The following is a 20,202-nucleotide window of genomic DNA, read 5'->3' as shown; positions in this document are numbered from 1 at the left end:
CTGCTGCCGCCATCTCGCCTGTGCACTCCTTACGTTGACCGGGCCGCGCAGCGATGCGCCACACCCGGCCACCGCAACGTTCAAGAACCTGTCCCAGCTGACCAAATCTCGACGTGAAAAGCATGAGCGAAAATGCGTAGATCTTTGCACGGGACCGTAGCCGCCGCCGGGCGGCTTGTGGGGCCGGACCCGGCACGTCTATCCGCGATTTTGTCCGCGACCCGCGGGAACACGTCATCAGCGCCTCGAGAACCACGCCCGACCGGATGGTTGTCATCGAGGGCGAAAGCTACTGCTGGGCCAGCGTTTTATTCGGCAACCGGCGAGGCCTGGGTACCAACATCGGCACCGCGCGACGGTAATTTCGGTAGCGGTCACCCAGCGTCGCCGTCAGGTCGCTCTCTTCCAAACGCAGGGCGATCAGGATGTAGCCCGTGGTCGCGATCGAGAAGAGCAGGTGCCCTGCCGTCATTGTGGGCGTCGCCCAGAAAGCGATGATGAAACCGAGCATGATCGGGTGACGCACCAACCGGTACAGCAGATGAGTGTGGAAACCGACCTCCGTGTACGCCTTTGCGCGCCATGCCAAATACACCTGCCGAAGGCCGACGAGGTCGAAGTGGTTGATCATGAACGTCGACGCGAAGACGATCGCCCACCCGAGCCAGAACACCGCCCACACCACCAGGCGGGCGGCCGGCTGCCCCACGTCCCAGATGACCGCGGGCATCGTTCGCCACTGCCAGTAGAGCAGCAGCAGCACCGCACTCGACAGCAACACATAGGTGCTGCGCTCAATCGGCTGCGGCACAAACCGTGTCCACCACCTTTTGAACGCCGGCCGTGCCATCACACTGTGCTGGACAGCGAAGGCAACCAGCAACACCACGTTGACCGCCACCGCCTCGCCGATCGATGCGGTGATCCCGCGGTCGACGGTCCGAGGCACCACAAAGTTACCGACGAAACCGATTGCATACAGGAAAGCCACCACGAATAGCAGGTAGCTGCCGGCGCCGTAGCCAATGATCAGGTATCGCTTCATGAACTCAGTGTCCGCCGACCAGCTCCGTTGGGACATAGGTCATTTGCCTCAACTTCGGCATGCGGACCCTAGTTATTATTGACTAGTCCATTCCGGAGCGCATACATGCTGGCGCCGATGCGGTTGGACACGCCGATCTTGGCGTAGGTTCGCTCCACGTGGTTGCGGGCGGTTTTTTCGCTGATCACCAACGCCGCGGCGATCTGCTTGTTGGAAGCACCACGGGCGACCAGGCAGAGCACTTCGACCTCCCTGGGCGTGAGTCCGTGCGGGCGCAGACTCGACCGCTCGGCACGGTGTCCCGCGGCGTGCAGCACCGCCTCGACGGCGACGGAGTCGAGCTCGCCGACTTGCACCTGTCTGCGCAGCCGCCGCGTTGCCGACTCCGCTGTCAGCTGTTCCCGATACGGCCTTGGCTCGCAAGCACATTGGTAGCTGACCGCGGCCGCCAGAACACGGTCCGGCAGGCTCAGCGCGGCGTCGGCGAGCCCACGTGGATAGCCCGAGCCGTTGAGGCGTTCGTGGTGATTGCCGGCGACCTCGGCCAATTTCCGGAGCCCGGGAACCTGGTTGAGGATTCGCACCGTGAAGTACGGATGCAACCGCACTCGTTCGAACTCCGCCGCGCTCAACGGGCCCTGCCTGGACCAGATCTGATTGGAAACTCCGATGCGGCCCAGATCGTGGACATGGCCGGCACGCCGGGTCAACACAGCCGCGTCGGCATCGAGCCCGGCGGCGAGCGCGGCATCACCGGCCAGCCGCGCCACCCCTCGCGAATGTCCCAGAGTGAATGGGCATTTCAGGTCGACGAAGTCGCCCAGTGCGACGAGCAGTGCGTCCAGCGACGGGTCGTCCAGCGGTTGCTGGTGATCGGGTGCGGCTCGCAGTGCCGCCGCCCAGGCATCGCCGGTGGGCGGTCCGGCCAGAATCGTGTCTGCATGTGCGAGGAATGTGTCGACCACCGCCGGATCGAACTGCCCGCCGCGCCTGCTGCGAGCCATGGCGACGGCGCCCTCGACGCCGTAGGCGCGATGGTGCACCTCGACCATGTCGGCGAGCTGGGCGACACGCATCTGGATCGGGATGGCGTCACCGTGGGCGCCCGTGGGTAGCCCCCCACCGTCGTAGCGTTCGAAGGTGAACGCGAGTGCCGCTTGTACGGTGGGGTCCAGGCCGATTCGATCCGCCAGCAGCGCCGCAGATGTGCAGTGCGAGTGAATCAATTGGGATATGCGGCCGCGGGCGTTGACGAAGAGGGTAGCCATCGCGCTGAGTCGGTGCACCAGCGGCTGACCTCGACCCACGTTGCCCGCCAGGAAACGCAGGTACGGCAACCCCGACCAATCGACCAGATAGGAATCGTGGCGTACGGCTATGTCGTCGCCGAACCACCGCGCATATTCGTGCGAGTCGGCGTGACAGCCGATCCACATGATCAAGGTCGTGTAGTAAGTGGAATCCCGCTGTTGCCCGCTGAGCCCGAGCCGAGCGGCAAGTCTGGTCGCAATGAGCGCGGACCGCAGCATGTGTTCGGCAGGCTGGCCCAAGCCGAGATCGATCGCGACCGACAGTGCCGCCAGCAGCTCCGCACGGGTTGGCAGGTCGGGGGGATCGTCGCGCATCAACCTATTGTGCCCAGGCATCGGCCGCCGGTCAGCTAATCGATATGGTGCGCTGGACGGCATGGTGGCGACCCGCATCAAAATTCTCGAAATGCCCCGAACCGACTACGAAAAGACCCCGTTGCGGCGGCCGGAAACCGGCGAGCCGTGCTTGGCCGGCCAGCGCTCCTATGGGTCCGAGGTCGACGCCGTCGAACACCGCTCGGGACTGCGCCACCGCCCACACCTGCCGAGGCCCGATCATGAATCGCTGGCCGTTAGGGGCGGTTCCGGCCAGCCGGAGCTGTCCTGCGCCGAGCGTCGCACCGGCAGCGCGACCCAGCGCGGCGAGCACCAGCCGGTTAGTCCACGCCCCGGCGGGCAACAGGTCGCCGACGGCGCTCATCAGCCGCGTCGACAACGTGGACCGGAGATCGATCTGCCACTCCAGCAGTCCGGTGATCGCGACAAACAGCGACCACGGGCTGACCCATTCGATCGTGATGTCGCATTGGACCGCGTCGTTGCGCGGTGTTGCCGAGCTGAAGTAGCGAGCGCAGCTTTGCTGTCCAGATGTGGTCGCATAGAACGTCCAGACGCCATCGGGTCCGCAATGCCATACCGATTTGTAGGCCGGTGCGAAGGTCGCCGCCGGAAAGTTGCGCAGCGCAAGGTAATGACCGCTGGCAAACGGAAGGCCCATGACACCGTAGCCGACGAATCGTTCGTCCTCTCCGGGCGGCAGCGTGGGGTTGTGCAGTACCGCCGAGGCGGCGTCGTAGGGCGTTCGTGAAGTAGTCATACCGAAATGGTTCACGCAAGCAGCGCCTCAGCGCATGAGGCGAGTGCCTCAGTCTCCGCGCGCAGGTCCGTGCCGCATGAAGCGGTTCACTGCAACCGATTAGCGATTCAACAGCGCCATGATCTGCGGCAGTGCCTGACGAGCGGCATCTCGGCCGGCCTCGCGGGCGACGTCTATCTGATGCGACTCGAGGAACCCGACTGCAGAGGCGTCGGGGCGGATAACAACCTGTGCAAGTTTGAGGGCAGCATTTGCGCCCTGCTGGCTGCCGATCGTCATCGTCCGCAACAAGGTGTCGCCGATACCCGGCACCCGCGGGGCACCCGCCCGAGCCGAGGAGTCGGGTGCGCCGCCGCCCAACCTGACACTCACCGCGATCAACGGGCCCTCAGTGGCCGACAGACAGCTGACGGGCACGTTGTTCAACACCCCGCCATCGACATGCAGTCGGCCGTCGTAGACCAGCGGCGGGAAGATCCCAGGCAGCCGCATCGAACACGCCATGACGTCGGCGACCGGCCCGCGCCGGTGCACGAATGCCTGCCGGGACAGTAAATCCACACTGACGCAACGCAATTCCTTCGGAAGCTCCTCCACGAGCAGCCCTCCGGTAGCTTCGCGCAGCAGGCTCAGCAGCCGTCGGCCACGAATCAGCCCCTTACTGGGCAACGCGTAGTCGTGGAGCGGATTACGCCGAATGAAGTATTCGTAGACGTGCGCGTCTACACCGGCCGCGTCCATGCCGCCGGCCGCGAGCGCGGCAATGGCCGCCCCCATGCTGGTGCCGGCAAACCTATCCACCGTGATCCCGGCTCGCTCCAATTCCTCGAGGACTCCGAGGTGGGCCAACGCTCGCGCGCCACCGCCGCCCAAGGCCAACCCGATCGAGCGGCCGGCAATGCGTGCCGCGAGCGGACGCACATCGTCCTGCAAAGTCCGGTAGCGGACCACGTGGACTGATCGCGGCGTGATCAGCTCCTCCCATTGGCGGCGCTGCTCCCGGCTGGCGGTTGAACCGGCCAGCACGAGGTCGGCGCCGGCCGCTCGGGCCGGCAGCGGCGCGACCTGCGGGTTCGGATCGTCTGCGACGAGCACGATCCGGTCGGCAACGCGCAGGCAAAAATCTCGCCAATCGGGATCTGCCAACGAGGCATGCAGCACTACTTTGTTCGCGCCTTGCTCCGCGCGTTCGAGACCGTCGCGGTCGATCCGGCCGGGGTTCACCGCCTTGACCCATGCCGAGAGGGCGGTGAGCAATCCGGCAGCCACCGCCTGCACGGGCGCGGCGGCGCAAACGCCGACCACGGCAATCACCACTTCCGGGCATGCCTGGGATGCAGCGAGCGGTGGCGGCATGGCACGCAGCCGTGAGGCTAACGTGCAAACCAGCGCCGCGAACACCTCACGGTCGGCGATCTGATCGAATTGAGCCCTGGTGAGCCGCACCAGCTTGGAGTCACGCAAAGCCCGGACCGAGGCCGAACGGGGCGCGTCGATCAGCAGTCCGAGTTCACCGAGAACTTCGCCGCGGCCCAGTTCTCTGATGACGACGGACTCCTGGAGCACCTGCAGGCGACCCTGGCGCAGCACATACAGCGAATCGGATTCGTCACCCTTGCGAAACAGGTAGGAACCGGCCTCAAGCTCAACCTCTTCGAGGCGTTGCCCCAGTTCGTCCAGGGTGGCCGGGTCCAATCCGGCAAAGAGTGGCAGTTGCCCGAGCAGGTTGCCGTCGTCGCTGGTCAGCTGCTCGACCGGGATGGCTAGCGGTTGGGACGCACGCTCGGGCGGTGGTGCCGGTTCGGGCTCGCGCGCGGGTTCGGCCTCCGGCTCCTCGACATCACTGCGGGTGCTGCCCAGGGATACGGCTGCGATGGCTACCGCAAGGAAGCAGAAGACGGGCATTGCCCACCCGCGCCGGATTGCCTCCGCAGCGGCGCCGTGTTCCGGCTTCCCGATCAGGATCACCAGCACGGCGACACCGATCACGGCGCCGAGTTGGCGGGTGGTGCTCACGACCGCCGACGCTGTGGCATAGCTTCCGCGCTTGGGCAGCCGAGCGATCGCGGCACTGCCCAGCACCGGCAAGGTCGCGCCCACGCCGACCCCTTGCAGCAGTTGGCCGGGCAGCCAGTCTCGAAGAAAGTCCGGCTTGACCCCCACCCGCTGCAGGTACCACACCAGGCTCCCAGCCCAAATCAGCGCACCGGCGGCAACGATGACCCGGTGTCCGTGCCGGTCGGCGATTCGGCCCAGCACCGCCGCCACCGCAGCGGCGACGATCGCCGCGGGTGCGATAGCGAAACCCGCTTTCAGCAGCGAATAGTGCCAGACGTAGTTGAGGTAGAGCACATGGGTCAACACGTAGCAGTAGAAACCGGCCGCGGCGACCAGCGTCAGCAGGTTGCCGGCCACGAACGGTCGGCTGCGCAAGAACGCCGGCTCGACGAGCGGTGCGGGATGGGACCGCGAACTCAGCGCGAACCCGCCCAGGGCGATCGCGCTGGCCACGAATGTTCCGAGGGTTCCCGCGCTGACCCAGCCCCAATCCGGGCACTTGACCAGCCCGAGAGTCAACGCCCCGATGGCCACCCCAAGCAGCAGCGCGCCCCGCAAATCGGGTACCCGGCGCCGTCCCGAAGCGCGACTTTCGGTGAGCACCCGTCCGGCAACGATCACCGCGACGATGCCCAGCGGAAGATTCACCAGAAAAACCAACCGCCAGCTGGACGCCTCGACGAGCATCCCACCAATCGGCGGGCCCAGGCCCGAGGCGATCGCCGCCGCGGCGCCCCACAGTCCCACGCCATGCGCGCGGCGCTCCGGTGGAAAGCCCTCGACAACCAGCGCCAGTGAAGCCGGCACCAGTACCGCAGCCCCGATGCCCTGCAGCAGCCTGAACGCCACCAGCTGCTCGACGCTGCCGGCCACGGCGCACAGCACGGACGCGATGGTGAACACCACCACGCCGAACTCGAACGTCCGTTTGCGACCGAGCAAGTCCGCCAGTCTGCCCGCCGCCACCAGGAAGGCCGCAAAGACGATGTTGTAACCGTTGAGAATCCAGGACAAGCTGCCGAGGTCGTAGGTCGGGAACGATCGCTGGATATCCGGGAACGCGATGTTGACGATGGTCGAGTCAAGAAAAGCGAGGAAGGCGCCGAACGACGCCACCAGCAGTACCGCGGGCGCCGAGGGCTGACGACGGCTGGTCAGCGGCGCGTAGCCCTGACGCTGTTTCACCGGAAGGTACGGCCGGACACCCTTGTCGCCGGCGACCGTGCGGTGGCGGGCGCCGGACCTGTCGACCCCTGAACTCGATGTGGCGCTCATCGTGTGACCTCTCGCCAAGGAACCGCTCGTCCCGGGAACCAACGCATATTAATCGGCGGCAAGGACGGTCTAAGGCAGTTTTGCGGTTTCGTTGCGTCAGATGCGCTTGGGCGCCCGCACCCGGGTCGTCACGTCACGCACCGCGGGTTGACCGGCGGTGCCAGCGCGATGATCACCCGCACTGCGCAACGACCCGGTCGACCAGTTGGACGTCGATGAGCCTGACCGGCAATAGCGGAGCCGACCGGCTCGGCTCACGCGAAAGCGCGCTGACTCGCTAGCGCTTCTTCACCGATTTCGGTGGCTTGGCACCTCGACCTTGCCGGCGCGCGGCTTCACGCCGCTGCCGACGGCTGGCGCCCGCCGGCACCCCGGCCGGCGGCTTCTGCGCGGCTCCCCCGTTTCGCTGTACCTGCGCCGAGCCATCCTCGGACGGACCGGAATATGTCAACGCGGGGGACTCGTCTTCAATACCCTTGGCGCGCAAACGGTTTGGAGCCTCCTCGGGCACCGGGGCGCCGCCGCCGCGCTGCTCGGCGGCGGCCGCCGCCGCGGTGGCGAACTCCGCCAGGTCTTCCGGTTCTTCGACGGGCGCGACTTCCACCTGAGGCGCCGGAACCGCCTCCACCGTGACGTTGAACAGGAACCCGACCGACTCCTCTTTCATGCCGTCAAGCATGGCCATGAACATGTCGTAGCCCTCGCGCTGGTACTCGACCAGCGGGTCGCGCTGGGCCATCGCGCGCAGCCCGATGCCCTCCTTGAGGTAGTCCATCTCGTAGAGGTGCTCGCGCCATTTGCGGTCGATCACATTGAGCAGCACATTGCGCTCCAGCTGGCGCATCGCGCCCTCGCCGGCGAGTTCCTCCAGCTCGGCTTCCCTTGCGGCGTAAGCACGTTCGGCGTCTTTGAGCAAGGCGTCGAGCAACTCTTCACGAGTGAGGTCGTCACGCTCGGAGTCGGCGTCATGGTGGGTCAGCGAGTCGTGGTCGATTCCCACCGGGTAGAGGGTCTTGAGCGCCGTCCACAACGCATCCAGGTCCCAATCCTCGGCGTAGCCTTCGGCGGTGGCACCGTTGACGTAGGCGGTGATCACGTCGCGGACCATGTCCGTCGCCTGCTCTTTGAGGTTCTCGCCCTCAAGGATGCGGCGGCGCTCGGCATAGACCACCTTGCGCTGCTGGTTCATCACCTCGTCGTACTTGAGGACGTTCTTTCTGATCTCGAAGTTCTGCTGCTCGACCTGGGTTTGCGCGCTCTTGATGGCCCGCGTGACCATCTTGGCCTCGATCGGCACGTCCTCGGGCAGGTTCAGCCTCGTCAGCAAGGCTTCCAGGGCCGCACCGTTAAACCGGCGCATGAGCTCGTCGCCCAGCGACAGGTAGAAGCGGGACTCACCCGGGTCGCCCTGGCGGCCGGAACGACCACGCAGCTGGTTGTCGATGCGCCGGGACTCGTGGCGCTCGGTACCGAGCACGTAGAGCCCGCCGGCCTCGATGACGTCCTCGGCCTCCTTGGCGGCCTCTCGTTTGACCTTGGACAGCTCCTCGTGCCAGGCCTGCTCGTACTCGTCGGGGGTTTCCAGCGGGTCCAGGCCGCGTTCCCGCAGCCGCTGGTCGGTGAGAAAGTCGACGTTGCCGCCCAGGACGATGTCGGTGCCGCGGCCGGCCATGTTGGTGGCGACAGTGATGCCGCCGCGACGGCCCGCGACGGCGACGATGCCCGCTTCCTGTTCGTGGTATTTGGCGTTGAGCACGTTGTGCGGGATGCGCCGCTTGGTGAACTGCCGGGACAGGTACTCCGAGCGCTCCACGCTGGTGGTGCCGATCAGCACCGGCTGGCCCTTCTCGTAGCGCTCGGCGACATCGTCGACCACCGCGATGTATTTGGCTTCTTCGGTCTTGTAGATCAGGTCGGAGCAGTCGGTGCGGATCATCGGCTTGTTGGTCGGGATGGACACCACGCCCAGCTTGTAGATCTCGTGCAGCTCTGCCGCCTCGGTTTGGGCGGTACCGGTCATGCCGGCGAGCTTGTCGTAGAGCCGGAAGTAGTTCTGCAGAGTGATGGTGGCCAGCGTCTGGTTCTCGGCTTTGATCTCGACGTGTTCCTTGGCCTCGATGGCCTGGTGCATGCCCTCGTTGTAGCGGCGCCCGTAGAGCACGCGACCGGTGAACTCGTCGACGATGAGCACCTCGCCGTCGCGGACGATGTAGTCCTTGTCGCGGTGGAACAGCTCCTTGGCCTTCAGCGCGTTGTTGAGGTAGCTGACCAGTGGTGAGTTGGCGGCCTCGTAGAGGTTGTCGATGCCCAGCTGGTCTTCGACGAACTCCACGCCCTTCTCGTGCACGCCGACGGTGCGTTTGCGCAGGTCTACCTCGTAGTGGGTGTCCTTTTCCATCAGCGGCGCCAGCCGGGCGAACTCGACGTACCAGTTGGAGGCGCCGTCGGCGGGGCCGGAGATGATCAGCGGGGTGCGGGCCTCGTCGATCAGAATGGAGTCGACCTCGTCGACGATGGCGAAATTGTGCCCGCGTTGCACCAGGTCGTCGAGCGAGTGGGCCATGTTGTCGCGCAGGTAGTCGAAGCCGAACTCGTTGTTGGTGCCGTAGGTGATGTCGGCGTTGTAGGCTGCCCGGCGCTGATCGGGGGTCATCTGGGCGAGGATGACGCCGACCTCCAGGCCCAGGAAGCGGTGCACGCGGCCCATCCACTCGCTGTCGCGTTTGGCCAGGTAGTCGTTGACGGTGACGATGTGCACGCCCTTGCCGGCCAGCGCGTTGAGGTAGGCGGGCAGCACACAGGTCAGGGTCTTGCCTTCACCGGTCTTCATCTCGGCGACGTTGCCCAGATGCAGCGCGGCCGCGCCCATCACCTGCACGTCGAAGGGCCGCTGGTCGAGCACCCGCCAGGCGGCCTCGCGGGCCACGGCGAACGCCTCGGGCAGCAGGTCGTCGAGGCCTTCTGGGTTTTTCTCGTCAGCAAGCCGCCGCTTGAACTCGTCGGTCTTGGCTCTCAACTCCGCATCGGTGAGCTTCTCGACGTCGTCCGACAACGTGTTGACGTAGTCGGCCACCTTCCTGAGGCGCTTGACCATGCGACCTTCACCAAGGCGCAACAACTTCGACAGCACGGTGATGTCCCCTTTTGGGATGTTCCCCTGTGGGGGGAGTCTTCTTTGAATTAAGGCGACTCCCATCGTAGGTGACGCCCGGCCAATGGCCCTTGATCGTCAGGCCAGTCGGATCAAGCCATAGTCGTAGGCGTGTCGGCGGTAGACGACGGTCGGCCGCTCGGTCTCCTTGTCGAAGAATAGGAAGAAGTCGTGTCCGACAAGCTCCATCTCGTAGAGGGCGTCGTCGACCGACATCGGCTTGGCCGGATGTTCCTTGACGCGCACGATGCGCCCCGGCTCGTGGTCCAGCTCGGCGCCGTCATGCTCGTGTGGCTCGGCCGGCTCGGCGGCGAAGGCCGTTTCCGGCGGCGGAGCCGCCGCGGTGGCCTCGGCCAGGGACACGGGAGTCTTGTCGCCGTAATGAACTTTGCGGCGGTCTTTGCTGCGGCGCAGCCGATTCTCCAACTTGCCGACGGCGGACTCGAGCGCGGCGTAGAAGCTGTCGGCGCAGGCCTCGCCGCGGACAACCGGCCCCCGACCGCGAGCGGTGATCTCGACTCGTTGGCAGGATTTGCGCTGGCGACGGTTGCGTTCATGGTCGAGTTCGACGTCGAACAGGTAGATCGTCCGGTCGAAACGTTCCACGCGAGCGAGCTTCTGCGAAACGTAGATGCGGAAGTGGTCGGGAATCTCGACATTGCGGCCTTTGAAGACGATCTCGGCGGTCGCTTGCGGTTCCGCCTGCCCATCGGTTTCGGCCGGCGCCTGTTCCATATCTTTGTCGGAATCCACGGTAAGCCTTGACATTCGTGACAACTCGTTTCTCTTTTCACGTCGCACGCGCCGTGCGTGCCGGGCCTTCGATTACGCGCCGACGGGGGTTGGAGCGGTCTCAGTGACGCCACCGCCGCAGGCTGCCCGCCGGAGCAAGGTGCCGATTACTCACCTCCTACCGCGGGTAGTGCTTCAGCATTGAAACATCTGGAAAATATCGCGACCGTGAGCCTTGCCGGTAAGTCCGAATCTGATCTCGACGTTAGCCTGTGTTCACCCCACGGTGCCAGCGAATTGGTCAGCCTTTTGCCGAGTTCTTATGCGGGGACTTGTCCCTGCTCCGCAACAGACCGGCAGCGCGCGGCGCGCTGTCATGCCGCCGCGATGGCCAACACGGCGGACACCCGGACACCGGCACCCCGCAGGACCCGGACCGACTCGCACGCTGTGGCCCCGGTGGTGACGACGTCGTCGACGACCACGACTTCGCCGCATAGACGCCCACCCCGCAGGCGCACTCGGCCGGCGATGTTGCGCTCCCGCGCGGAGGTGCCCAGACCGACCGAGTCGCGGACGAGCCCTGTCATTGCCAACGCCGAAACGACGGTGACGCCGGGATGCGCGGCCACCGCCGCCCCGGCGATGCGGTGCACCGGGTCTCCCCCGCGCCGACGCGCCGCCGAACGCCGAGTGGGCGCGGGCACCAGGGTCAGCGGGCTGTCGACGACCCCCCAGGACAACAGCCGGTGAATGCCGACGCCCAGGACCCGCGCCAGCGGTACGACAAGGTCGCGGCGACCGTGTTCCTTCATGGCCAGGATCGCCTGACGGCGGGCGCCGGCATAGCGCCCGAGCGCAAATACCGGCACCCCGGCGTCCACCCGCGGGCTCACGACATGTGGTTGATCGGCCGCCACGGAAAGCTCTGTGCAGCAGGCGCCGCACCAGCGGGTCGCCGGCGCACCGCAGCCGCCGCACTGCAGCGGCAGAACTAGATCGAGGACCGCACCCAGCACGGTGTCAGTGTGGCGGCGGGGACCGACAACCGTGCCGAGTGGAGACCTACCTGTAACCAAACCCTGACCGACATGCCAAGGCGCGCTGTCACATTCGCCCGTCATAGGGGCCCTACCATCGACCATCGACAGTGACTGAGTACCGATCCGAGAGGTGTCCAAACAGAGCGATGCGGGCGGCAATGCGGTCTCTTCTGGTGGTAATCACCATCACCGCGACGGTGTACGCCGGGCGGACCGGGGTAACGCTGATGGCGGTGGACAAGCCAAGCGGCAACCTGGGCATCGTCGCGGTCCTACCCGTGCGAGGCGCGGTCGTAGGCGTCGCGCATCCGGTGGTGATCACGTTCGGCAACCCCGTCGTCGATCGGCGGGCAGTGGAGCGCACGATCACGGTGAGATCGGCGCCCCCTCGTACCGGCAAGTTCGAGTGGCTCGACAACAACGTCGTGCAGTGGGTTCCCGACAGATTCTGGCCGGCGCACAGCACCGTGGCACTGTCGGTGGGCAGCGTGCGCACTGACTTCGAAACGGGTCCGGCGGTCCTGGGCGTGGCCGACATTGCCAAGCACACCTTCACGGTGAGCATCGACGGAGTTCCGGCAGGGACACCGGCGCCGCTACCGGCACCACACCACCGCCCGCACTGGGGAGAAGAGGGAGTACTGCCGGCTTCGATGGGCAGGCCCGAGTTCGAGACGCCGGTCGGCACCTACAGCGTGATCTCCAAAGATCGCACGGTCATCATGGATTCGAGTTCGGTCGGCATCCCAGTCGACGACCCCGACGGTTACCGGCTGCCGGTGGACTACGCCGTCCGGATCACCAGCCGCGGCCTGTATGTGCATTCGGCCCCATGGGCGCTGCCGTCAATGGGTGTCGAGAACGTCAGCCACGGCTGCATCAGCCTGAGCCCGACTGACGCCGAGTGGTACTTCAACACGGTCAACGTCGGTGACCCCGTCATCGTCCAGGAAGGGGTGCCGTCAGACGAAAAGCAAGCAGACCCGGTGAGTCCCTGACGGGGGTTACTGCGCGGGCGGACCAGCCGGCGCAGGGCCCGACGCGCACGCCGCAAGCGGCGTCGAGGAACCTGCCAGAACAGCCTGGATGGGCGCCGACGGCAGGGCCGCCGCCGCGGGCGCCGGCGGGCCGGGCAGCACCACGTGTTCGGGTGCCGGCGTAGCCGGACTGGCCGGCGCGCCCTTGCCTGAGCCGGCCGCCATCACCACCGGAGCGGCTGCCGGCGCAGCGTCAGCTGGTGCGGCGCCACCAGCTGCCGGCAGGATCGGCACCATCGGGGCGGCCGGAACCACCGGCACCGCGGGCGCGACCGGCGCGGCCGGAACCACCGGCACCGCGGGCGCGACCGGCGCAGCAGGAACCACGGGCACCACCGGGGCCGCCGGCACGATCGGTGCCAAAGGTACCGCTGCTGCTACCGGCGGACCAGGCAGGGCCACCGGCGCCGCGGCCAGCGGAGGTGCGGAACCTAGCACGGCAAGCTGCTCCAAGCACGTCGGGCCGCCGGCAGGCAACGGAGCCGCGGGCGCGCCCGCACTGAACGCCACTGCGGCGCCGCATAACCCCGCTCCGGCAGCAAAAGCAGCCCAGCATCGATCAACCCGCCGCAACGCCAACTCCGTTCGTCCTTGCCCAAGCTGCCCTCGATGAGCGTGACAATGGGAACCGTATCGGCGCGGCCGTTTCCTTGCCTAGATCACGCCGTATTGGTTGTCGAACCGATACGCTGCACCAGCCGCGTCGTGATCCGGCTTTTCCCACATGGTGATTCGGGCAATGATTTTCACGTTCGCCGCGGCACGGCACCAGGCTGATCACGAATCCGGATCTGCCCGCGACTCGCCCGCGCGCGACGTTTCACGGATGCCGTGTGGGCAAATGCCGGACGGGCGGCGCCACCTCGGCAGCGATCAGTCCGAGCCCCGCAGCAATGACGGCCAGGTGAAGCTGAGCGCGCCCTGGCTCAATCGGGTGATCAAGTCCTCCAGATGCCGCAGCGGCAACTCCATGCGCCACTCCGGCAGCAGAGCCGACAGGTGCAGCGAGTCCGGACCAAGGTCGACGTCGGTGAGCAGCAGCCCATGCGGCAGCTTGGGCAATGGCACCTGATACGCGGGAACCCGGATCGGCAATGGCCACCGCCGGTGCCCGGTGATCACGGCGCGTGGGCGCAGCCACAGCGTCGTGCCAACTACATCGGCGTCCACCTCGACCCCGCCCCAACCGGGCCGTCGTGCCCAGCGCAGCCGTGCGGTCCCGTCGCCGCGCAGCTCACTGCGCACCTGCGGCGCCGCCTGCTGCAGCACGTCATCGAAAATGTCCGCAGACAGCACCGACGACAACCGGGCCGGAGCCGCCACCACCAACGGCGGTACACCCGGACGGATGTGCACGTTACGCAGGACAGCCACCGCGGTCTGGAGGTGGTGTTGATCCCACCTGATGTCCCGCGCGGCTACCCGGATTTCGCCGAGCTGGCCAACGGGCAGTCCCTGCGGGTCGAGTTCGGCATCCAGCTCGGTCACGGTCAGCACCACATCGTCGCCGCCGATGCGCACCGTGACTTCCTTGTCGACGAGCAGCTGCTGCAGCGTCATGAACAAGGTGCGGTACGGCATCGCAACCGCGTGGGCGGCTCCCGCGCTCACCGAGGGCAAACCCGTCGACGACCACAACGACGCCAGCATGTCGAGGGCCCGGAAGGGATCATCCCAACGCAGGAACGGAACTCTGGGCGACATCGACAAGCGCCTCCTCACTGCGAGGGTAGCGGGTGAAATCAGGCCGGCCCAGCACTCATCCCGGCAACACCGGCGCCGCCCCCGCCACCATCAAGCCGGGAACCTCCGTCCAGCCCTGTTGACCCTCGGCCGCCGACGCCGAATACATCAGCACCCCTTGCGGGGCGGCGACGTACACCGTCGAGGGATTGGCCGCGATGGCGAACAGCGGTATTTGCAAACCCCGGGCCGGAGCGTCGGAGTTGACCCCGTCGAGGTTCACATACGACACCGGATGGGCCGCATCGTTACGCGTCACCACGATGTCGTCGCCGGTTCGCCAGGACAACGACACCACCGAGGTGCCCAGCCCGAAGCCCAGCCGCCGCGGATAGGTCAGGGCGAACTGGCCGGCCTGGGTCTGTTCGACGCCGGCGAGGATCACCTGCCCGTCGATCACCATCGCGGCCCGCGTCCCGTCACGAGACAGCTGCAGATCGGTGATCGCACCCGGGAAGCGGCTGGACACCGCGGTGGAATCCACCGGGATCCGCGCCGGTTGTCCCGATGCGGTTTCCTGGATGGCGCGTAACACGATGTTGGTGTCGACGACCACCCACACCGCATCGTCCAGCGACCAACTGGGCCGCGAAAGGTTATGGCCGTCGGCGGACTGGACGGCCTCGCCGCCGAGATCGCCGATCCACAGGGAGGCCGCCACATCGGGGGCGCCACGCCGTAGGGTCACCACCGCGGCCACCTGCCGGCCACTGCGGGACAGGGCAGCCCCGGTCTGATCGCCCATCCGACCGAAGGCGCCGGGCATGGTGGTGATCCGCTGCCCGTCCAGCGCCACCAGCGAACCGCCCACCAGGGCATGCAGGCCGGCACCGGCACCGTCAGCCACGCCCGGGTCGGTGGCGGCGACGTCGGAGGTATTCCATCCCTCGGCAAACCTGTCGTCCAGCGGGGCGCCGTCGGCGTTGATCACATACGGCCCCCTGATGTCGGCTCGGGCCAGCGTCCAAATGATCTGAGCGGCAAGCAATTGCCTGCTGTGCGGATCAGTGGTCGACAGCTTCTCCAGGTCGATGCGAGCCCCGCCGTACCCTTTACCGATGCCGCTCTTGCCGCCGTCGGCACGGGTCACCGGGCCGCGTAGCCGCAGCGGCGGAGCCAGCAGGTTGCGCACCGTGTGCGTCATCTCCGGGCGTGGACCCGACAGCAGCTTGGAAACCAGCTCGGTAGCCAGCTGGTCGTGGTCGGACACCGCGACGTAGCGCGGGTCTGGAACCACGGTTTTGCCGGTCGGGTCGGCGAAGTACAAGGTGTTGCGCTTGTAGGTCGCCTGGAACTGCTGCCAGTCCAGGAAAACCCCGTTGGGCAGCCGGTCGATGCGCCAGCCCCCGGGGGTCTTGACCAATTCGATCGGGCCCGGATCCGGCAGCTGGCCCTCGGCAGTCTCGAAGACCCCGATATCGGACAGCGAGCCCAGGATATCTGCCCGCATGGTCGCCGAAACCCTTTCTGCGCCACGGGTTTCGACGAAGACCACATGGTCGATCAGCAGGGCGCTGCCGGCGTCGTCCCATGCGTTGGACGCCGACTGGGTGAGGAATTGGCGCGCTGCCAGATGCCGGTTGGCCGGGTCGGCGGTGGCCTTGAGGAATTCCCTCAGCAGCACGTCGGGATCCATGCCCGGGGTCGGCTTGGGCAGGTTCGACGGCGCCGGACGCTCGACGGTGCCGATGGCTTGCGGCGCCGACGAGCTGGGCACACTCGCGCAGCCGCCCAGCAGCACCGCCACCAACAACAGGGCGGTACTCGCCCTAATCGCCCGGATCCATCGCATCAGCCGCTCCACTCCGCGGGTTCACGCTGGTGCTGACGGTCCTTCGGTTCCGGCGCACCCGGTTGGGCGGGTTGCGGAACCGGGTGCGGAACCGGCTTCATGGGCAGCGGGCTGGTGGTCACCTTGTGGCCGCGCACCAGCGGAAGCGTGAGCCGGAAGCAGGAGCCCTGGCCGGGTTCTCCCCAAGCTTCCAGCCGGCCCTGGTGCAGCCGCGCGTCCTCGATGCTGATCGCTAGACCCAGCCCGGTCCCTCCGGACCGCCGCACCCGCGAGGGATCGGCGCGCCAGAACCGGCTGAACACCAGCTTCTCCTCACCGGGCCGCAGCCCCACCCCGTAGTCGCGCACCGTGACCGCGACCGTGTCCTCGTCGGCGGCCATCCTGATCCGCACCGGTTTGTGCTCGGCGTGGTCGATGGCGTTGGCAATCAGGTTGCGCAGTATCCGTTCTACCCGGCGCGCGTCGACCTCGGCGATCACTTCGTGGGCCGGCAGGTCCACAAGCAACTCGATACCGGCCTCCTCGGCGAGGTGCCCGACATTGCCCAGAGCGTTGTTGACGGTCATCCGCAAGTCGACAGCCTCAACAGACAGCTCTGCCACGCCGGCGTCGTGCCGGGAGATCTCCAGCAGGTCGTTGAGCAGCGACTCGAACCGGTCCAGTTCGCTGACCATCAGCTCGGTAGAGCGGCGCAGCGTCGGATCCAGATCGGCGCTGTGGTCGTAGATCAAGTCGGCGGCCATGCGCACCGTCGTCAACGGCGTGCGCAGTTCGTGGCTGACATCGGAGGTGAAGCGGCGCTGCAGGTTGCCGAACTCCTCGAGTTGGGTGATCTGGCGGGACAGGCTCTCGGCCATGTCGTTGAACGACACGGCCAATCGGGCCATGTCGTCTTCACCGCGCACCGGCATCCGCTCGGACAGATGCCCCTCGGCGAACCGTTCGGCGATCCGCGAGGCCGACCGGACCGGCACCACGACTTGGCGCGATACCAGTAGCGCAATGCCGGACAGCAGGACCAGCAGCACCAGGCTGCCCGTTGCCATGGTGCCGCGTACCAGCGCGATGGTGGCCTGCTCGTTGGCCAACGGAAAGATCAGGTACAGCTCCAGATTGGCCACCCGCGACGACGTCGGCGTACCGACAATGAGCGCCGGTCCGGAGAAGCCGTCGGTGTGCACGGTGGCGTACTGATATGCGGCCTGGCCTGCCTTAACGAAGCCCCGCAACGCAGCCGGGACCTGGTCGACAGGTCCGGCGGTGGACGCGGCGCGCGGCCCATCCCCCGGCACCATCAGCACCGCGTCGAATGCGCCGGCCTGGCCGGTGCCAGAGGCCGGGTCGGTTTTCGAGGTCAGCGTGTTGCGCGCGAGCTGCAGACTGCTGTCCAGCGAGCGGGTCTCTTCCCCGTTGACGATGCCGCTGACAGTGTTTCGGGCCCGCTCGGTCTGGTCGATGGCGGCCTTGAGTTTGACGTCGAGCACCCGGTTAGTGACCTGGCTGGTCAATACGAAGCCGAGGGCCAGGATCACGGCTAGTGAAAGCCCCAGTGTCAGCGCCACGACCCGCAATTGCAGCGACCGGCGCCACGCGACGGCGACGGCCCGACTCAACGCACTCAGGCCGCGTGTCATCGGGCCAGAGCGCCCCCAACGACTACGAGTACGTCGCCGAGAGCCCCAAATCACTGGCGCCACTCCTCAGCATCGCTGCGCTCTGCATCGTCGCCGACACAGATCACCGGCACCGCGCTCCCCCGCAAGCGGGCGGTACCTCCACGGCATCGTCAGACCGGGCGCCGTGGCCGCCGAGGATCACGGAGGTCCGGCCTTGTATCCCACTCCTCGAACGGTCAACACCACTGTCGGGTTCTCCGGGTCTTTCTCGACCTTGGCCCGCAGACGCTGGACGTGCACGTTCACCAGCCGGGTGTCGGCCGGGTGGCGATAGCCCCACACCTGTTCGAGCAGCACATCACGAGTAAACACCTGGCGCGGTTTGCGTGCCAGCGCGACCAGCAAATCGAATTCCAGCGGTGTCAGCGAGATCTGCTCACCGTTGCGGGTCACCTTGTGCGCCGGCACGTCGATGTCGACATCGGCGATCGACAGCATCTCGGCGGGCTCGTCGTCATTGCGGCGCAGCCGCGCCCGCACCCGCGCGACCAGCTCCTTGGGCTTGAAGGGTTTCATGATGTAGTCGTCGGCACCCGACTCGAGACCGAGTACAACGTCGACCGTGTCGGTCTTGGCGGTCAGCATCACGATCGGAACGCCGGAATCGGCGCGCAAGACCCGGCACACGTCGATGCCGTTCATACCGGGCAACATCAAATCCAACAGCACCAGATCGGGGCGCAGCTCGCGCACCGCGGTCAGGGCCTGAGTACCGTCACCGATGACCGCGGTGTCGAAGCCCTCCCCACGCAGCACGATGGTCAGCATCTCTGCCAGCGAAGCGTCATCATCGACGACGAGAATCCTTTGCCTCATGGTGTCCATGGTGGCACTAGAACTGGACAAAACTGCGATTCCACCCGGGCGTTTCGTCTTTGATATGGGCAAATAGCCTCAAAATCACTCATTTGAGGCCGTCAGAGTCGCCGCCAACCGGTCCGGATTGACCTCGGAGTCGACCACCAACCATCGGCCATTCCAGTCTGCGGCGGCCAGTTGCGCGTACACCACGCCGGTGCGCTGCTGCAGTGCGTCGTCGCGTTCGTAGCTGTCCCGCGCGCGCCCCGGGTCGGTTTCCGCCCGGCTACGGGCGCGCTGGGCGGCGAGGTCGGCCGGGACGGCGAGTAGCACCTGCCAGTCGGGTGCGGGCAGCCCCATCCGCTGGTATTCGATCTGCTGGACCCAGGCCACCGCCGGCCCGCGGGCATCCTCGCGCTGCCGCGCCGCGCTGTAGGCGGCGTTGGAGGCGACATAACGATCCAGGATCACCACGTCATAGTTGCGGCGCAACTCGCTGATCTCCGCGACGGCGCCGGCGCGGTCGAGCGCGAACAGCGTCGCCATCGCATACGCCGACGACGCGAGGTCACCGTGCTGGCCGTGCAGCGCCTCGGCCGCGATATCGGCGGTGACCGAGCGCCCATAGCGAGGGAATGCCAGCGAGGCTACCGACTGACCGGCGGCTTCGAATGCCTTGCGCAGACCCTCGGTCAAGGTCCGCTTGCCGGCGCCGTCGACGCCTTCGATCGCGATGAGCACGGCGTGAGCCTAGTCGCTGCCTCGAGCGTGACGCTGCAGTCGCACCCGGGGCCGAATGTGACTGTGGCGTCACCCTCGGCCGGCGAGCGCAATATTTCCCAAGCGCCAACGAAACGGACCCGTGGAGCATACGATCCGCGTTGTCGGCAATTAACACATTTGTAAATTCTCCGCCTCGGATGGGAAACGAGATGTCCTACGTGATAGCAGCACCAGAGTTACTGGTCGGCGCATCGGCAGACCTGGGCGGGATTGGGCAGGCCGTCAAGGAGGCCACCGCGGCGGCGGCGGCCGCTACGACCGGGATCTTGCCTGCTGCCCAGGACGAGGTCTCGGTGGCGATCACCCGGGTGGTAGGCAGCTACGGGCAGGACTTTCAGGCGCTATGCGCCCAGGCGGCGCTGTTCCATTCCCAATTCACACGGCTGTTGTCCGCCGGCGGTAGCGCGTACGCATCCGCCGAGGCGGCCAGTGCCTCACCGTTGGCCGCCTTAGTGGACGCGGGCCAGTCGCTTTCGGCCTTTTCCCCGGTGAAGGCCTTGACGGGGCGCCCATTATTTGGCAACGGCGCCGACGGCGCCGCGGGAACTGCGCCCGGCGTGGCCGGCGGTAGGGGTGGCGACGGCGGATGGATCGTCGGCAACGGCGGTGGCGGGGGCGCCGGCAAGCGGACCTTGACCGAGGGTCTGCGCAAGGCATTCGAAG

15 protein-coding genes are annotated in these 20,202 nt (G+C 66.8%); 2 read left to right on the top strand and 13 right to left on the bottom strand.

Annotated features, from left to right (window positions below):
* Window positions 1-289 precede the first annotated feature (289 nt).
* From mddA to EET13_RS06710, 7 genes are all read right to left on the bottom strand, one after another.
* On the bottom strand, window positions 290-1,045 hold the full coding sequence (gene mddA, locus EET13_RS06740) for a methanethiol S-methyltransferase (protein WP_122441550.1): 756 nt from the start codon (window positions 1,043-1,045) through the stop codon (window positions 290-292).
* Window positions 1,046-1,113: 68 nt separating this feature from the next.
* Window positions 1,114-2,670: an HD domain-containing phosphohydrolase gene (locus tag EET13_RS06735; protein WP_122441549.1), complete on the bottom strand. Its 1,557-nt coding sequence runs from the start codon at window positions 2,668-2,670 to the stop codon at window positions 1,114-1,116.
* 31 nt (window positions 2,671-2,701) lie between these two features.
* The gene (locus EET13_RS06730; protein WP_122441548.1) at window positions 2,702-3,451 is read right to left on the bottom strand and encodes a hypothetical protein; all 750 of its coding nucleotides are present in this window, start codon (window positions 3,449-3,451) and stop codon (window positions 2,702-2,704) included.
* A 99-nt stretch (window positions 3,452-3,550) separates the two neighbouring features.
* Complete coding sequence (locus EET13_RS06725; protein WP_122441547.1) at window positions 3,551-6,784, bottom strand: MFS transporter; 3,234 nt, start codon at window positions 6,782-6,784, stop codon at window positions 3,551-3,553.
* A gap of 277 nt (window positions 6,785-7,061) precedes the next feature.
* On the bottom strand, window positions 7,062-9,914 hold the full coding sequence (gene secA, locus EET13_RS06720) for a preprotein translocase subunit SecA (protein ID WP_122441546.1): 2,853 nt from the start codon (window positions 9,912-9,914) through the stop codon (window positions 7,062-7,064).
* Between the two features lie 99 nt (window positions 9,915-10,013).
* The gene (gene hpf / locus EET13_RS06715) at window positions 10,014-10,670 is read right to left on the bottom strand and encodes a ribosome hibernation-promoting factor, HPF/YfiA family (RefSeq protein WP_244603802.1); all 657 of its coding nucleotides are present in this window, start codon (window positions 10,668-10,670) and stop codon (window positions 10,014-10,016) included.
* Window positions 10,671-11,041: 371 nt separating this feature from the next.
* Window positions 11,042-11,683 carry a ComF family protein gene (locus tag EET13_RS06710; RefSeq protein ID WP_122441605.1) on the bottom strand — a complete coding sequence of 214 codons (642 nt, stop codon included), beginning with the start codon at window positions 11,681-11,683 and terminating at the stop codon, window positions 11,042-11,044.
* A 173-nt stretch (window positions 11,684-11,856) separates the two neighbouring features.
* Between EET13_RS06710 and EET13_RS06705 the strand changes: the two genes are divergently transcribed.
* On the top strand, window positions 11,857-12,708 hold the full coding sequence (locus EET13_RS06705; RefSeq protein ID WP_122441544.1) for a L,D-transpeptidase: 852 nt from the start codon (window positions 11,857-11,859) through the stop codon (window positions 12,706-12,708).
* Between the two features lie 6 nt (window positions 12,709-12,714).
* Here EET13_RS06705 and EET13_RS06700 read toward each other — a convergent pair whose 3' ends face one another.
* The 6 genes from EET13_RS06700 to EET13_RS06675 all read right to left on the bottom strand — a co-directional run bounded on the left by EET13_RS06700 (window position 12,715) and on the right by EET13_RS06675 (window position 19,497).
* Window positions 12,715-13,257 (bottom strand): hypothetical protein, encoded by a 543-nt coding sequence (locus tag EET13_RS06700; protein ID WP_244603798.1) that lies wholly within the window; start codon window positions 13,255-13,257, stop codon window positions 12,715-12,717.
* 363 nt (window positions 13,258-13,620) lie between these two features.
* Complete coding sequence (locus EET13_RS06695; protein ID WP_122441542.1) at window positions 13,621-14,451, bottom strand: LmeA family phospholipid-binding protein; 831 nt, start codon at window positions 14,449-14,451, stop codon at window positions 13,621-13,623.
* Window positions 14,452-14,506: 55 nt separating this feature from the next.
* A complete protein-coding gene (gene lpqB / locus EET13_RS06690) occupies window positions 14,507-16,282 on the bottom strand; it encodes an MtrAB system accessory lipoprotein LpqB (RefSeq protein ID WP_122441603.1) in 1,776 nt (591 codons plus the stop codon).
* Window positions 16,282-17,970 (bottom strand): MtrAB system histidine kinase MtrB, encoded by a 1,689-nt coding sequence (gene mtrB, locus EET13_RS06685; protein ID WP_122441604.1) that lies wholly within the window; start codon window positions 17,968-17,970, stop codon window positions 16,282-16,284. The genes lpqB and mtrB overlap by 1 nt, the downstream gene beginning before the upstream one ends.
* 126 nt (window positions 17,971-18,096) lie before the next feature.
* On the bottom strand, window positions 18,097-18,783 hold the full coding sequence (gene mtrA / locus EET13_RS06680; RefSeq protein ID WP_015354856.1) for a two-component system response regulator MtrA: 687 nt from the start codon (window positions 18,781-18,783) through the stop codon (window positions 18,097-18,099).
* 75 nt (window positions 18,784-18,858) lie between these two features.
* Window positions 18,859-19,497, bottom strand: a complete 639-nt coding sequence (locus tag EET13_RS06675; protein ID WP_122441541.1) for a dTMP kinase — start codon at window positions 19,495-19,497, stop codon at window positions 18,859-18,861.
* A 191-nt stretch (window positions 19,498-19,688) separates the two neighbouring features.
* On the opposite strand from EET13_RS06675, the gene EET13_RS06670 reads away from it, so the two are divergent.
* Window positions 19,689-20,202 (top strand): PE family protein (locus tag EET13_RS06670; protein WP_168991241.1); only part of this gene is annotated, 514 nt, incomplete at its 3' end.

Origin of the sequence: Mycobacterium attenuatum, assembly GCF_900566085.1 — a bacterium.
Taxonomy (GTDB): domain Bacteria; phylum Actinomycetota; class Actinomycetes; order Mycobacteriales; family Mycobacteriaceae; genus Mycobacterium; species Mycobacterium attenuatum.
Note: the sequence above shows the minus strand (reverse complement) of the source record. Positions and strands in the feature narration are given on the sequence as shown.